The organism is Fodinibius saliphilus (assembly GCF_005869845.1).
Taxonomy (GTDB): Bacteria; Bacteroidota; Rhodothermia; order Balneolales; family Balneolaceae; genus Fodinibius; species Fodinibius saliphilus.
On the sequence record NZ_VAWF01000001.1, the window covers coordinates 1,636,957 to 1,652,161 of the forward strand.

The 15,205-nt window shown below is 41.2% G+C and carries 9 protein-coding genes; 5 read left to right on the forward strand and 4 right to left on the reverse strand.

Features of this window, described 5'->3' with window-relative positions; translation table 11 throughout:
- Positions 1 to 6 precede the first annotated feature (6 nt).
- The 5 genes from ligA (at position 7) to FCN14_RS06890 (ending at position 8,991) form a co-directional block, all read left to right on the forward strand.
- A complete protein-coding gene (gene ligA / locus FCN14_RS06870; RefSeq protein WP_138430466.1) occupies positions 7 to 2,007 on the forward strand; it encodes an NAD-dependent DNA ligase LigA in 2,001 nt (666 codons plus the stop codon).
- Positions 2,008 to 2,130: 123 nt separating this feature from the next.
- Positions 2,131 to 4,566, forward strand: a complete 2,436-nt coding sequence (locus tag FCN14_RS06875) for an HD family phosphohydrolase (protein ID WP_138430467.1) — start codon at positions 2,131 to 2,133, stop codon at positions 4,564 to 4,566.
- 6 nt (positions 4,567 to 4,572) lie between these two features.
- Entirely contained in the window at positions 4,573 to 5,481 is a 909-nt protein-coding gene (xerD, locus tag FCN14_RS06880; protein ID WP_138430468.1) for a site-specific tyrosine recombinase XerD, read from the forward strand.
- Between the two features lie 112 nt (positions 5,482 to 5,593).
- The gene (locus FCN14_RS06885; RefSeq protein WP_138430469.1) at positions 5,594 to 6,151 is read left to right on the forward strand and encodes an ECF-type sigma factor; all 558 of its coding nucleotides are present in this window, start codon (positions 5,594 to 5,596) and stop codon (positions 6,149 to 6,151) included.
- Between the two features lie 23 nt (positions 6,152 to 6,174).
- Positions 6,175 to 8,991 (forward strand): serine/threonine-protein kinase, encoded by a 2,817-nt coding sequence (locus tag FCN14_RS06890; RefSeq protein WP_138430470.1) that lies wholly within the window; start codon positions 6,175 to 6,177, stop codon positions 8,989 to 8,991.
- A 174-nt stretch (positions 8,992 to 9,165) separates the two neighbouring features.
- Here FCN14_RS06890 and FCN14_RS06895 read toward each other — a convergent pair whose 3' ends face one another.
- The 4 genes from FCN14_RS06895 to FCN14_RS06910 all read right to left on the reverse strand — a co-directional run bounded on the left by FCN14_RS06895 (position 9,166) and on the right by FCN14_RS06910 (position 15,002).
- Entirely contained in the window at positions 9,166 to 10,059 is an 894-nt protein-coding gene (locus tag FCN14_RS06895) for a collagen-like domain-containing protein (protein WP_138430471.1), read from the reverse strand.
- A gap of 132 nt (positions 10,060 to 10,191) precedes the next feature.
- Positions 10,192 to 11,046 carry a collagen-like domain-containing protein gene (locus FCN14_RS06900; protein WP_138430472.1) on the reverse strand — a complete coding sequence of 285 codons (855 nt, stop codon included), beginning with the start codon at positions 11,044 to 11,046 and terminating at the stop codon, positions 10,192 to 10,194.
- A gap of 414 nt (positions 11,047 to 11,460) precedes the next feature.
- The gene (locus FCN14_RS06905; protein ID WP_138430473.1) at positions 11,461 to 12,642 is read right to left on the reverse strand and encodes a DUF5050 domain-containing protein; all 1,182 of its coding nucleotides are present in this window, start codon (positions 12,640 to 12,642) and stop codon (positions 11,461 to 11,463) included.
- Between the two features lie 290 nt (positions 12,643 to 12,932).
- Positions 12,933 to 15,002, reverse strand: a complete 2,070-nt coding sequence (locus FCN14_RS06910) for an IPT/TIG domain-containing protein (protein ID WP_171032837.1) — start codon at positions 15,000 to 15,002, stop codon at positions 12,933 to 12,935.
- Positions 15,003 to 15,205: the final 203 nt, after the last annotated feature.

A 15,205-nucleotide genomic window follows, 5' to 3' on the forward strand; every position in this document is an offset into this window, starting at 1 on the left:
CCAATAATGGATAAGAAACAGGCTAAGAAGCGTGTTGAAGTACTACGTGATCTATTAGAAAAAGCCAACAAAGCGTACTACCAAGATGCACACCCCTTCATTTCTGATAAAGAATTTGACGACTATCTTGCCGAATTAGAACAGTTAGAAAATCAATATAACCTTGCCACTCCAGACTCACCTACGCAGCGTGTGGGGGGAGAACCCAGCAGTGACTTCGAAACCGTAACACACCCTGTTCGGCTGCTAAGTCTCGACAATACATATAATGAAGATGAACTCAATGATTTTGACCGACGAGTAAGAGAGTTACTCGGACATAAGAATTACTCCTATATGGCTGAGCTCAAATTTGATGGAGCTGCCATCCGTCTGCGCTATGAGGATGGTGATCTTGTTTTGGGGGCAACACGAGGTGACGGAGAACGAGGCGATGATATAACGCGAAATGTCAAAACGATAAAAGATATTCCCCTTCACTTGAAAAATGGGTATCCCGACGTTGCAGAGATACGCGGTGAAGCTTATATAGAACGCGATGCATTTTTACGCTTGAACGAACACCGACAGCAACAAGGGTTAAATGCGTTTGCAAATCCCCGTAACTCTACAGCTGGATCACTTAAAATGCAAGATCCGCGCGAAGTTGCACGCCGTCCAATTCGTTTTTTCAGCTTCGATCTTATGACAGATAATGAGACGCCCATTACCCAATATAAAAAAATGGAGCTCCTCCAAGAGTATGGCCTAAGAGTTTGTAAGCATTACAAAAAGTGTGAAGATATAGCTGAAGTACATAATCAAATTGACCAATGGAAAGAGTTGCGGCATAACTTACCTTATGAGACAGACGGCGTTGTTATTAAAGTGAATGAAGATAAATACCGTGACCAATTGGGAAGTACTTCCAAAGCACCACGCTGGGCTATTGCTTATAAATTTGAAGCTGAACAGGCAACAACTGCTGTAAAAAATATTCGTCTGCAAGTTGGAAGATTAGGAAAAATTACCCCCGTTGCTGATTTTCAAGCTGTCGAACTGGCCGGTACCACCGTTAAGCACGCTTCGCTCCATAATGAAGACGAAATTCATCGTAAAGATATTCGTATAGGTGATCGTGTTGTTATAGAAAAAGCCGGTGAAATCATCCCTCAAGTAGTAAGTGTTGTTAATCCTGATCGGGAAAACCGAGAACCTCCCTTTAAAATGCCCGGTCATTGCCCGGCCTGTGGTGAAGAACTGACAAAGCTGGGAGAGGATATCGACTGGCGCTGCATTAATCCGGAGTGTCCTCCTCAGATACGTCAACGCATAGAACATTTTGCCTCACGTGATGCCCTGGATATTGAAGGACTGGGCGAAGCTGTTGTAGACCAACTCGTTTCAGAAGGACTTATTAGCACCTATGCCGATCTATATGAACTAGAAAAAGAAGAGCTGCTACCGTTAGAGCGAATGGCCGAAAAAAGTGCCCAAAATCTTCTTGATGCCATAGAAAGCAGCAAAGAACAGCCCTTGGACCGAGTCATATATGCCTTGGGCATTCGTTTTGTCGGTAAAACGGTAGCCCGTGACCTTGCGAATGGTTTCCAGACGATGGATGCTCTCATGGACGCCGACGAAGAAACATTGGGCGAAATTGACTCTATTGGTCCCAAAATTGCTGAATCTGTCGTTACCTTTTTTGAACAAGAACATAATCGACAGATGGTAAAAACCCTTCGCGAACACGGACTTACATTTAGGATGGAGGAACAAAAACAATCATCCCAAAAACTAAAAGGGAAAAAACTGGTTTTAACCGGCAGCCTACCTTCTTTTACCCGGAAAGAAGCCACAGAACTCATTGAGAAACACGGGGGAAAAAGAACCTCCTCGGTGAGTGGAAATACCGATTATTTACTTAAAGGTGATTCACCCGGAAGTAAATATGACAAAGCTCGTGAATTAGGAATTGAAATTATCGAAGAAGACGACTTTCTAAAGCTTATTGATAAAAAGCAATAATCCTCAAATAGTTTGGGAATATGAATTCGGGTTGGTATAATTTTGTATTCGAAGTATCTTAGTGTAATTAATCAACGTTTCGCGGGTACATTTTTCGCCCAATAAACGGACCTAATCGATATTATGAATATTCTTGAAAAGCTGGGGCTAGCCCCCAAGAAGCGGCGAGGAGCACCTGTTATAGGTGAAAAAAAGAAAAAACAGGAAAAGGCTTCCTCGTTACGCTATAACAATTATATACAGGGATTTATCCTTTTTGGCTTTCTTGCTGTCCTTATCTTTTCAGTACCTCATGCCTCCTTTAAAGAACCTATAAATTACAGTGTAGGTGAACCATGGCGAGCCGATGACCTTACTGCTCCCTTCACTTTCCCTATCCAAAAGAGCAGTGAACAAATTGAAAAAGAACGACAGACTATTCGGGAAACCACTCCCCCTATATTCCATACCGACAATAGTGCCAAAGTTGAAATTCAGGCCAAACTGGACTCTCTTTTCCAGCATATGCAACCTCTTGCCGAAAGCTACAAACAGTGGCAAGCAACCAAAGAGAATATTCAAAATGCACAACGCGACAGTATCCGTTTTAACAATCTTAAAAATCAAGCACCCGTAAAACTTCCTGATAAAAGCTGGAATATTCTAATTGACAATTACTATGCTCTTCAAGGCAATACACCAACAGGCAATGAAACCGGCGACCAGTTTACTGCAGTCAACCTAGAAATGCAGCTTAAAAATCTGGTGAATGATATGCTTGATGATGGGGTCATCAGTATTACTAAAGATGAACTTTCTAATGATGAAATAACGGTTAGAAATCTTAACCAGCGAACAGAACAAACATTTAACCTCGTGAATGTGCGGGATATGCCCGAAGCACAGGAATATGCAAAATATCGAATTTCCAGAAACTACTACGAAGAACTGGCAAATGTTGCTACACAAATATTCAACAGGGTTATTCAACCTAACCTCATTTTTAATAAGAAAGAAACGCAGCAGAAAATTGAGGAAGCGATGGCTGATATTTCTACCTCAAAGGGAGCCGTAGCACAGGGACAGGTAATTATACGACGGGGCGATATCGTCACGGAAAAGAAATATAACATGCTACAGAGTCTTGCCAAAGCAAGAGCCCAAAATGCCAGCACAACCGAATTGTGGTTACGGTATGGCGGTGATGTTCTGGTGATCATGGCCATTCTCACCATCTTCTTCTTTTACCTATACCTATACAGACGACATATTTTTTCTAATAATGCCATGTTATTATTGGTTGTTATTGCTATGTCTCTTATTTGTATAGGAAGTTCTATAGTATACGACATCGAAAATATTTCTCCCTATATAGTGCCTGTAGCAATAGCCCCCATCATATTGACCATTATTTTTGACTCACGGGTTGGTTTACTTGCCACCTTTACGCTGGCTTTGCTTACCGGTCTCATCAATGGCAATAATTTCGAATATATTACAGCTACCACAGTTGCATGCAGCCTTGGTTTATTTTCTGTGAGGGACATCAAAAAACGATCACAATTTTTCTTTACGACCCCCGGTATTGTTTTTATCTCTTATGCGATTGTTATTCTTGGTTTTAACATGACCTCTTTTAATAGCTGGAGCCATTTGGGAAACGAGCTATTTTTCGTAGGAATCAACGCTATTTTTATTCTATTTACGTATCCCCTGATACTGTTATTTGAAAAAACTTTTAAAGTTACTACGGATTTTACTCTCATTGAGCTTAGCGATACAAACCTACCAATGCTCAAGCAACTCATGACAAGAGCTCCGGGTACGTTCCACCACAGTCTTCAGGTTTCTAATCTTGCCGAAGCCGCAGCCGGAGCTATTCGTGCCAATGCCCTGCTATGTCGTGTCGGGGGCTTATATCACGATATTGGAAAAATGGAAAACCCCGGCTACTTTACTGAAAACCAAACCGAAACTAATGAACATGATAACCTGAAGCCACGCATGAGTGCTTTGGTTATTAAGGCACATGTTACTAACGGAGTTAAGCTAGCCGAGGAACAAGGGTTACCCGATGTCGTTATTGACTTTATTAAAACACACCATGGTACCTCTTTGATCAAATTCTTTTGGGATAAAGCCCAAAAACAGGCTGATGAAGATAAAAAAGAGATCCGAGAAGAAGATTTTAGATATGATGGCCCCCTGCCCCAAACCAAAGAAACCGGCATTCTCTTATTGGCCGACTGTATAGAAGCCTCTTCACGAGCTATGAAAGATCCGAACTACCAAAAGCTCGAAAACCTTATAGATCGCATGGTTGACGAACGGGTAAACGAGGGGCAGCTCAGTAAAACACCGCTCACTTTCCAAGATATTCATGCTATTAAAGAGACCTTTCTCAATATCCTGGTCGGTATCTACCATAGCAGAGTTGATTATCCTGATGACGAAGAAAAAGAACAGGACCATGACAAGGTTATAAAAGAGAAACCTTCTGCTGATTCTGGAGAGGAGATCCCCAAACATCCCGAAGCCCCGGAAAGTCCACCCCCGGTTGATGAATATTATAACTCCTGAATTTTTATGCACTATACAGAGGAGCTCAAGCGTTATCTGCAATTTATTAAATTAGAAAAAAATCTTTCTGAGAATTCGGTAGTCTCCTATGAAAGAGACCTTCGGCGATACCTCAACTTTGTTGCAGATAACTTACGTATTCAACAGCTAGATGGAGTTAGCCTACAACATATTGAGCAATATCTCGAAGAGCTTACCGCTATGGACCTTTCGGTAAGCTCCATAGCCCGAAATATCTCTAGTATCCGTGGATTTCATGAATTTGCCGTTGTTGAAGGTATGGCGGAGGCAAACCCTGCAGAGCTGGTTGAACTCCCTAAGAAAGCCCAAAACCTGCCTGAGGTTTTAAATCAAGATGAAGTTGCTGCAATTATTGACACTCCCAACCGAGAGTCAAATGCTGGCATTCGCAATGCTGCTATCCTCGAAACACTCTATGCTACGGGAATGCGAGTTAGTGAATTGACCAGCCTGGAAGTTGACAACCTCTTTTTTGAAATTGGTTTTATACGGGTTGTTGGTAAAGGCAATAAAGAACGTTTGGTCCCCGTGGGTGAGGTAGCTCAATCTGCACTGGAACATTATATCGAGGTTGTTCGGCCGATATTCATTAGTGATAAAAATCCACAGAAAGCAGAGCACAAAGTATTTTTAAGTCAACGCGGCAATCCTTTATCACGGATGAGTATTTGGAATGTCGTCAATGATGCAGCCGAACGGGCCGGTATTGAGAAAAATGTTTATCCACATATTTTCCGGCATTCTTTTGCCACCCATCTACTCGAGGGCGGAGCGGACCTACGGGCCGTACAAGAAATGTTAGGACATTCTTCAATCCTTACAACAGAAATTTACACCCATGTAGACCGTTCACTTCTACATCAAGTGCACAAAGAATTCCATCCCCGTGCTTAAGATTTTTATTTTAGTATAAGATCTTGTAATTAGTACCAAGAACATCTACAGATGTAAAATTATTTCATCTACATAGCACGCTAATGCTATTAACTTTCCATCTTAATAATCGATGAGTAAGAAAAGGTTTACCAAGCTATTAAAAAATCTCAGAGATCCTAAAAATAAGTGCTATGATGAACTATTTTCCCAGATTTATAGTGAACTAAAAAGACTTGCCTACTCAAAGCTTCAAAAAGAACGAGAGGATATTACCTTAACAGAAACAGCGTTAGTACATGAGGTTTATCTCAAAATGATAGATCAGACACAGATTCAGGCTAATGACAAAAATCACTTCATGGCCATAGCAGCACGATGTATGCGTCAAATACTTATCGACCATGCCCGCAAAAAGAAAGCGGAAAAGCGTGGTGGTGATAAAAACGACGTAACGTATATTGATGAACTTCTTAAACAAAGGCACAAAACAGAAGAACTAATCGACATTGATAACGAACTCAATAAGTTGGCAAAGCTTGACCAGCGGATGGCCGATGTTGTAGTACTTCGTTTCTTTGGACAGATGACAGTATCCGACACAGCAAAAGCCTTGAACATATCAGAACGAACGGTTAAAAGAGATTGGGCGAAAGCACGCGGATGGCTTTATAAAGAACTAAAAGGATAATCTTAACCAAGCTTCACTTTTCTATGGAGCAAAATCAATGGGAAAAGGTCAACAAAATTGTTGACACTGCACTTGAGCTAGATAAAAAAGAGAGAACTACTTACATCGAAGAAAATTGCAAAAATGACAACAAGCTTAAGCAACACGTAACCCAACTTCTGGCTGCAATTGAAGAATCAGAAACCGAAGATTTTTTAGCAACACCTGCCACCTATATCGATGAAATGGCCGGCGAGTTAACTGCAACAGATGCCACTGCCTCATCCATGGTTGGCCAACATATTGGCAACTATCACCTTGATGAACTTATTGGCCATGGTGGTATGGGATCTGTTTTTAAAGGTAGGCGCGCCGATGGAGCCTATGAAAAAGAAATAGCCATCAAGATATTACGGCGCGGTATGGACACCCCTTCCAATATTGCACGGTTTAAAAGGGAACGAAATATTTTGGCAAATCTGGAACACCCGAATATTGCCCGCCTACTAGATGGAGGGCTTACCGAAGAGGGCTTGCCCTATTTAGTCATGGAATATGTGGACGGCACTCCCTTGCTCGAATACTGTAACCAAAATAATCTAACCATTGAAGAACGATTAGAATTATTTGAACAAGTTTGTTTTGCTGTTCAACATGCCCACCAAAATGCCATTATTCATCGCGACCTGAAGCCTTCTAACATCTTAGTTAATAATGAAGGCAAGGTCAAAGTTCTGGATTTTGGTATTGCAAAACTTATAAGAGCGGAAAGTTCGGAGGGAGTAACCTTTCAAACTCGCACCGGCGCCCGCATGCTAACAGTAGGTTATTCGTCACCGGAACAGCTGGAAGGTCAAGCCATAACTACGGCTACCGACGCTTATGTCCTTGGAATATTGCTATTTGAACTCTTGGCAGATGTTCATCCATTTGAAATGGATGATAAAAACTTGGTAGAAATTGAAAAACAAGTACGAGAAAAGCGTCCCAAAAACCCTTCGGATAAATATGCGCAACTATCTTCTACTGAAAAGAAAAAAATCGCTCAATACCGGTCTACTGATACAGCTAAATTAACTAGTCTACTTACAGGCGACCTTGATGCTATTGTGATGAAAGCCCTTCGCAAAGAACCTGGTCACCGATATAGTTCTGCTGAGCAACTTCTGGAAGACCTTAACAGGCGGAAAACGAACCTCCCCATTATTGCTAGGGAAGATACCTTCCGTTATAATTCCTCCAAATTTTTAAAACGGCACAAGACCAGGCTTTCTGTAGCAGCAGCTTTTTTGTCGATTATTATCAGCCTTACCGTTTTTTATACTTGGCAAATTGCTCAAGAAAAAGATAAAGCACAATTAGAGGCACAAAAAGCACAAGAAGTAAGCAGCTTTTTAACGGATATGTTTAGGGCCAGTAATCCAAATTATAATCCTAAAGATACCGTTACTGCTGCCACGTTTTTAAAACGGGGGCAAGAACGTATTGATCAACTTAATGACCAGCCGGAGATACAAGGCCAGCTGCTTGAAATAATGGGGCGAGCATATTCCGAGATTGGACAATTTGATAAAGCAGCCCCCCTTCTAAATAAAAGTCTCAAACTCCGGGAAACATACCAAGGAACTACAAGTACTGCCTATATACAAAGTCTTGACGCATTGGGTGTTCTTGAACGACTCAAGGGAAATTTCGCAGAGGCAGAATCCCTTACTCAACGCTCTCTCTCGGTGCTCAAAAATAATCAGCCTAATAATAAAAAGCTTCTTGTCAATGGGTTAAATGAGCTTGGGCTAATACTTGACCAACGGGGTAAATATGAGCAGGCCGATTCTGTTTATAAAGAGGTGCTTTACATTCAACAACAACTATATAAATCCGAACATCCTAAACTAGCACATATTTTCAATAACAGGGCGGGAGTTTTACGAAAACTTGGGAAGTATGAAAAAGCAGAAGAACTTTACCGAAAAGCTTTAAATATTTGGAAAGCCCAATACGGTGATATTCATCCAAGTACCGCCATGGGCTACCATGACCTTGCCTTAATACTTAACCAACGAGGAAAATTAGAGCAAGCCGATTCCCTTTATCATAAAGGGTTAACAATTGACAAAAAGTTATACGATGCCCCAGAAAGACACATTGCTCAATCGTATAATAATATTGGCATTTTTTATGGGCAACAAGGCCGATACCAAGAAGCTAAGCCTTACTTAACCAAGGCAGTAGCTATGCGCCGTAAACTATTTGATGAATACCATCCCAAACTTGCGGAAAGTTTGAATAATTTGGGTCGACTTAATATCGAACTGGGAAACTACGAAAAAGCCCATTCTTATCTTGAAGAAGCACTTAAAATTGATCGAAAAAATTTTGGCGGAAACCATCCTTATATAGCCGGTGATTTGGCAAATCTAGCACGCATTGAAAAAGAAAAAGGTTCACTGGATATTGCCAAAAAGCATTTCGAAAAATCCTTGTCAATATTTAAAGCTAACTTACCTTCAGATCATAGAAAAATAGCTGGTATACTTACAGAGATTGGAAAACTGCATATCATCAAAAACAATATATCGGAAGCTATACCAATGTTAGAAAAAGCATTGGCTATCAAAAAGAAATCATATGACAAGAGGAGTTGGCAAATTGCTTACACAAAATCGATATTGGGTAACGCTTTGGGTAAGAATATGGAATATACCAAAGCTGAATCTTATTTAATTCCAGCCTATGAAACACTAAAAAAAGAACGCGGTTCCTCTGATACTTTTACCAACCATGCTAAAAATAGTATAATAGAACTCTACAAGGACTGGGGTAAAACAGATATGGCAAAGAAGTATTCTTCAACTGAATAAAGACTTTTCATCTTTTAAAAAAGCCTGCCAGGCAAAAAACCTGGCAGGCTAATATTTTTTGAAGTTAGATTGGTTCCCTTATCGACAAGAGCCGAAATAGTCTGCTATAGCTTGATGATCCAAGCCCCCAAGATCAAGCTCTCGGCTCTGCCTTCGGAAGGTTTTCATTATTGTTCAATTATTTTTTATACCAAAATACTTTTTTACCTCTTCATAGTTATTCAAATCAATTGGTAGCTTTCCGACCTTGGCTTTTGTTTTCAGTTGCTTTCCGCCGGGAATAAGCACATACCGAAAACTGCTACTTGTTCCAATAGCTCTGGGAAGAGTACCAGTAGCATCAGGATTCATATAACCAATCCGTAATTGTTGCGGGTTTAGCTGAAAAAAGAAACTGTAATTAGGATTTCCGGGGCTACTTGCCTTAGCTAACGGCAATGCATAAACCGATTGAGTATTAAAATCGGTATACACTTTTACAATCCCCTTATCAATAATATCTTGTGTCATGGCATTTGCCGAGATATCAAAGTACCGATATTTAGTCGTACTTTGCGTATTTCCATTCCATTGCGAAGGATTTACCCAATTGGAATACATTACATTGGCAGTACCTTTTAGATTAATGGGCGTTCCCCAACCACTAGCTGTCTTGGGGCCATACAGATTGAAGGTACTTTTATTTAAATAATAATCTCCCTCTTTACCCAATGATGATTGTGGTGCTGAACTTCCGGAATAAATTTGGCTACCATCTTTGCCATCTTGTCCATCCTGACCGGGAGGGCCCTGCAGGCTTATTGGCGTTCCCCATCCCTGGTCATTTTTGGGCCCATACATATCACCAGTACTGGTATCTAAATAGTAATCTCCCATATCTCCTTTGCTACTACCGGGTACCCCCTGTCCGGAATAAATCTTACTCCCATCATCCCCGGCCGGGCCTACGGGACCTTGCTGTCCTTCAGGACCTTGTGGTCCTTGTTCACCGGCAGGACCTTCACAACCAAAAAACAAAGGTAAAGTTGCGATCAAAAATAGCGTCAATACTCGTAACAATCGTCTCATAATTACAATCTGGTTTAATTAGTTTTCATTAATACCACATTGCATACTGCGAGAAACCATTTGAAGAGAGGACAAATTAAAAAGGACCCCACAAAAAAATTGTAGAGCCCTTTTAAAAAAAGCTAAAACTCATCACTCAAAGTTATAAAACTCCTTAAATGACTGCTGATCTACTACCTCCATTTTTTTAAGAGTCACAATCCCTGTATCGTCTACTTCTGTATTGTCTTGGGTATTATTGGCCTCTGTACGAATGATCTCAATTTGATCATAAGGTATGCCTGTTTTATTCGGCTCTGTATTTATCCGGAAATATACATTCCCGTTAACAAAATTGTGCTCTACAGAATACTGGATATTTCGAGCGCGTCCCGGTACTGAATAATAGATCTGATTGCTTCCGGTATCATACATTAAGTACACCGACCAAGAACTCTGTTTCATCTCTGTTTCTGTTAAATTACTGAAGACGGCAACAAACTGTGGACTTGAACTAAAGTCATGTTGAGGATAAATATAGCGCGTTACATTCGCATTCCCATCAGCTCCTTTTAAATTCACGGCAGTTCCCCACCCTTGACTTGTTTTGGGACCATACATATTGTAGTTGGATTTATCCAAGTAAAAGTCTCCATTCTCTCCCAATGAAGAAGCTGGTGCACCAGATCCCGCATGAAATTTGCTGCCATCTTCCCCATCTTGGCCCATCAGTACCATAATCGGGTTCCCCCAACCGCTATCTTTCTTGGGACCATACATTTCTCCGGTATTCGTATTCAGGTAATAATCACCATTACTGCCAGTACTGCTTGCGGGCGCACCCTTTCCGGAGTACATCATACTCCCGTCATCACCGGCCGGTCCTACCGGTCCCTGTGGACCTTCAGGGCCTTGGGTTCCTTGCTCTCCGGCGGGGCCTTCACACCCCATAAAAAGGGGGAAAACTGCTATCAAAAATAATATAACCACTCGTGAGAATCGTCGCATAACTCTATAGTTTTATGAATATTATAAGTTCACATAGAATAATACGTAATCGAAAGTGAAGTGAGCTCAAAGCAGCTGTTCTAACTTTATTGTTCAAATGCTATTGATGATGTTTGTTAGCTGGGTGACTCACAGACTGTCACTCGGTTGCATGAACCATCATTAATACAGATAGAAATGCACTGGCGTATGTGCACTAATTTTAGTCAACGACCAGCTTTTACTTTCATATGCAATTGGACTGTTATAGTTTCGGCTTCATTCATAAAAAGCCACCACCAAAATCAGAATGAATCATCATAACAAGAAAATATTGGCCTACCCTTTTATTAAAATCCGCCTTTAAAATAGAGATAAATAAAAAAGCCCACAGCAAAATAAATTGCTGTGGGCCTGAAGGGGCATGTAATTTACCTATTTTACCGGGCTCCAGAACGGAAAACGGTCGCTAGCAGAGTTTACTGTTAGGTTGGTCGCGCTCGTGCCATCGGTATTAATAATATACACTTCGTCATTTCCATCCCGATCGCTTTGGAATGAAAGCTTACTACCGTCCGGTGACCATGAAGGGAAAACATCACTCCCTGAATTATTGGTTACCCGCTTGAGATCACTGCCATCGGTACTCATAATATATATCTCATTGTTTCCATCCCGATCACTTGCAAACGCAATTTTCGAGCCATCGGGGCTGTAGATAGGTATCCCATCATAATGCGTGTTATCAGTTATTTTTTGCAGGGCCGTTCCTTGGGAATTCATCGTATAAATTTCATCATCACCATCTGCATCACGACTACTTACAAACGCAATGCGATCACCATCGTGGGACCATGTTCCAGCTACATCTTGAGCATTCGGATTATTTGTTAGATTTGTTTGGTTACTCCCGTCAGCATTCATCATATAAACTTCATAGTCTCCATCACGATCTGTGCTGAAAAGAATCTGGCTGCCATCCGGCGACCAGCGTGGAAGCAGATCATGTCCCGAAGAATTGGTAAGTTGAGTACGATTGGAACCGTCGGCGTTGATCATGTATATATTGTTGTCTGACCAACTGGTGTATGCAATCTTGGTACCGTCGGGAGAAATTGAAGGATAATATTCCATTTCTGCATTGTTGGTTATCCGCTCTTGACCGGTACCGTCCGGATTCGTTACATACAAATCGGGATTAGTATTGCGACCACTGAGAAACACAATTTGATTGCTCAAAACAGCCTCACATGTAATATCAAAACTAGCCGTAGTTGTATTTTCCGCGGTAATATCCACTTTTTTAGGATTATTTCCGTCTACCGAGCAGTTATCGGCAATGCCCGAGAGTTCGGCATCGTAACTGCTCTCTTCTAGATCTTCTACGGTGATCGTCTCGTCAGTCCCAATGGAATGGTCAGCCCCATCCACAGTAATAGTATATCCGTCAGAATCCACATCCGAGCCACTGGTACTGGTTGTCACTTCCAGAGTACCTGTTGTGGGTTCTTCTGGGGCTGGTTCAGGGTCTGAATCAGTACCGGTACTGTTATCACTGCAAGAAATTATTAATCCTATTAACAAAAGTGGTATTAAAGTTCGTAGTAGTTTCCTCATAATTTTAACCTTTATTTAATATGATTGCTATGATTATTTAAGAATCCTTCAAGACCCCATCACAATCAATTCCTAACTAGTTCATTTAAGAAGATGGAATTGTATAACCTTTGCTAAAGCAAAGCCCTCTTGGAATTCATTCTATCTGTAGATGTTGTCTTATTATCTAATCTGTTACACAGCACTATGCGAAACGTTCAATTGAAGGGGGACATTTTTTAATAGCTAATGCTCTATAAAAAAGCCCCCTATTAATCAATAACTCGTCATGAATAAAAGTCCTACTCTGTTTATTGCTGTTCACACTTAAGGGTCATACCAGTAATCCACATATCTTTACCCCCCTTAGGATCAATGTTATCATCATCGCTACGCCCTGGCCAGCTCGAAGTTGTGACCCCCATCGTAAATACATGCACCTTGTTGTTTGCATCACGATACGTTTCTACTGCCGAAGGGAATCCTCGGCCTTTCTTGTCATTCTCAAACTCAAAAAACGTGGACTTTTTACTACCATCGATGAAGAGAGGCATTCCCTCATCCGCATAAACCCCCAAGTATGGAAGTCCACCAATCTCAGACGCATTTTGTCCCACAAGAACAACTCCTCCACCAGGTATTCGCACACCTCCATTGTATTTGGTAGATCCACTATCATCAAATTTTTGCTGGTGTACCCATTGCTCAACCCCACTGGGTCCAAGTCGCTGTACATAAGCATCTTTGATATATACATTAACATCAGGCTCAAGCGAAGTAGCCGTATTGCCATATACAACGGCTCCTCCATCCGGCATTGGAATAGGCTGTTTAATTTGTCTTGTTAGCTGTTTGCTTGAGGCTTCGATTTGCAAATTACTGTTAAGTCTGGCAAATATGGTATTACCATTATCATTTCTTGCACCCAAAAATATACGGCTTTGGTCGTCAGCAGCTATGCTGTAAGGTGCCGTATACGCCTCAATTTGTTTCACAGTCTGGAGGGTGCCATTTTTTTGAAATTTAGCAATAGCTACATCATGAGATCCCTTGTTTGGCTCTTTATTTTTGGGTGTAAAAGGACCGCTCATTCTAGCAGAAACCAATATTTCACCCGACGGTAGCACGGCAATCGTTTCATGATTTAGCTCGTCGAGATCAGGTGAGCCAAACTGCTGGGCCCATTCAAGACTTCCAGAACCGGCATCAAGACGTGCTAATACTACATCTCTACCCCCTGTATTAGAATTGCCATCTTTTAGAGTTGAGAAGTGATACTTTAGCTTTGCTTCTCCTAATCCTTGATTGGTAACACCACGCTCTCCCACGATATACACACTGTTACCGTCAACTTCAATACCTCTCCATGTCGTAGATTTTAATTTTGAATCAAATCTTGATTCCCAAACTTTATCTCCTTCAGTATCATATTTTGCAGCTACCCCTCGGTCACGCAGTACCATATATAAATTGCCATTCGAATCCATGGCCATGTCCTGCGATTTATCGTCTTTATCCGAGGTTGTAAGTCCCTGACTAACCCACTGCAGATTAGCATCAAGCTGGACGTCATTTCCATAGCATGCCTGAATATTGGTAATAACCTGCAAGGGAACACCATCAGAAATTTGTTCTCCAACAACAACTTTTACAGGACCGCCGCTAACACCTTCGGGCACAACCGTATAAAGCGTATCACTACTGACGCTATCAACATCTGCCATTATACCCCCAAAGGAGATCTTATTTTTTGAAGATTTCTTTGCAAAATATTTACCCTTTATGGCTATAGTTGCCCCTATAACAGCGGTATCGGGCTCCATAGCAATTATTGTGGGTGCTAACACATCAAAATCAGGTCCTGTTGCAGATTTCTGTTTTACTGTTACCTTAACCGGTCCATCACTGGCATTGTCCGGAACCTTTGTTATTAATCGATCTTTTGATGCATCATTTACTGGAGCTGCCGTCCCATTAAATGTGATTGTTATATCAGAAGAATTCGTACTAAAATTCATACCCTCAATCGTAACCTCAGTACCGACTATTCCACTGTCGGGTTTTATTGAACTGATACCAGGGGCTTTGGCTTCTACCGTAAATTGGGGACCGGACACCGTCTCCCCACCGACCGTAACTTTTACTGGCCCACTGGATGCTCCTTTTGGCACCTTGGTTTTCAATTGCGATTCTGTGGCACTTTCAACTGGAGCAGCTTCTCCCCCTATGGTAATGGCATTAGACGTCTTTTCGGCACTAAATCCCTTTCCAGATATTGTAACCAACGTCCCGGGAGGACCGCTATCGGGTTGTATACCTGTAATTTCCGGATTCGGCATACCGTTTCCACCTCCACCACAGGAGGTTAAGAAAAATGCCATAATCAGTATTACAAATAGTCTTAATGAACACCTGATGTAGTTTAATATCTTCATAAGAAAGTATACGCTTAATTATCACTTTACATACAACATGCGTACACTTTTGAAAAAGGGGGACAAAAAATAACAAACCAGTTTTTAAGAGTAATTTGACCTCTCTTCGTCCAAATTTCCGCATGTAATAGTAAAGAGGACAAACTACT

Excerpts from the sequence above, each read along its gene's own strand:
- ligA (WP_138430466.1), top strand. The coding sequence starts at position 7 with ATGGATAAGAAACAGGCTAAGAAGCGTGTTGAAGTACTACGTGATCTA.
- FCN14_RS06875 (WP_138430467.1), top strand. The coding sequence starts at position 2,131 with ATGAATATTCTTGAAAAGCTGGGGCTAGCCCCCAAGAAGCGGCGAGGA.
- xerD (WP_138430468.1), top strand. The coding sequence starts at position 4,573 with ATGCACTATACAGAGGAGCTCAAGCGTTATCTGCAATTTATTAAATTA.
- FCN14_RS06885 (WP_138430469.1), top strand. The coding sequence starts at position 5,594 with ATGAGTAAGAAAAGGTTTACCAAGCTATTAAAAAATCTCAGAGATCCT.
- FCN14_RS06890 (WP_138430470.1), top strand. The coding sequence starts at position 6,175 with ATGGAGCAAAATCAATGGGAAAAGGTCAACAAAATTGTTGACACTGCA.
- FCN14_RS06895 (WP_138430471.1), bottom strand. The coding sequence starts at position 10,059 with ATGAGACGATTGTTACGAGTATTGACGCTATTTTTGATCGCAACTTTA.
- FCN14_RS06900 (WP_138430472.1), bottom strand. The coding sequence starts at position 11,046 with ATGCGACGATTCTCACGAGTGGTTATATTATTTTTGATAGCAGTTTTC.
- FCN14_RS06905 (WP_138430473.1), bottom strand. The coding sequence starts at position 12,642 with ATGAGGAAACTACTACGAACTTTAATACCACTTTTGTTAATAGGATTA.
- FCN14_RS06910 (WP_171032837.1), bottom strand. The coding sequence starts at position 15,002 with ATGGCATTTTTCTTAACCTCCTGTGGTGGAGGTGGAAACGGTATGCCG.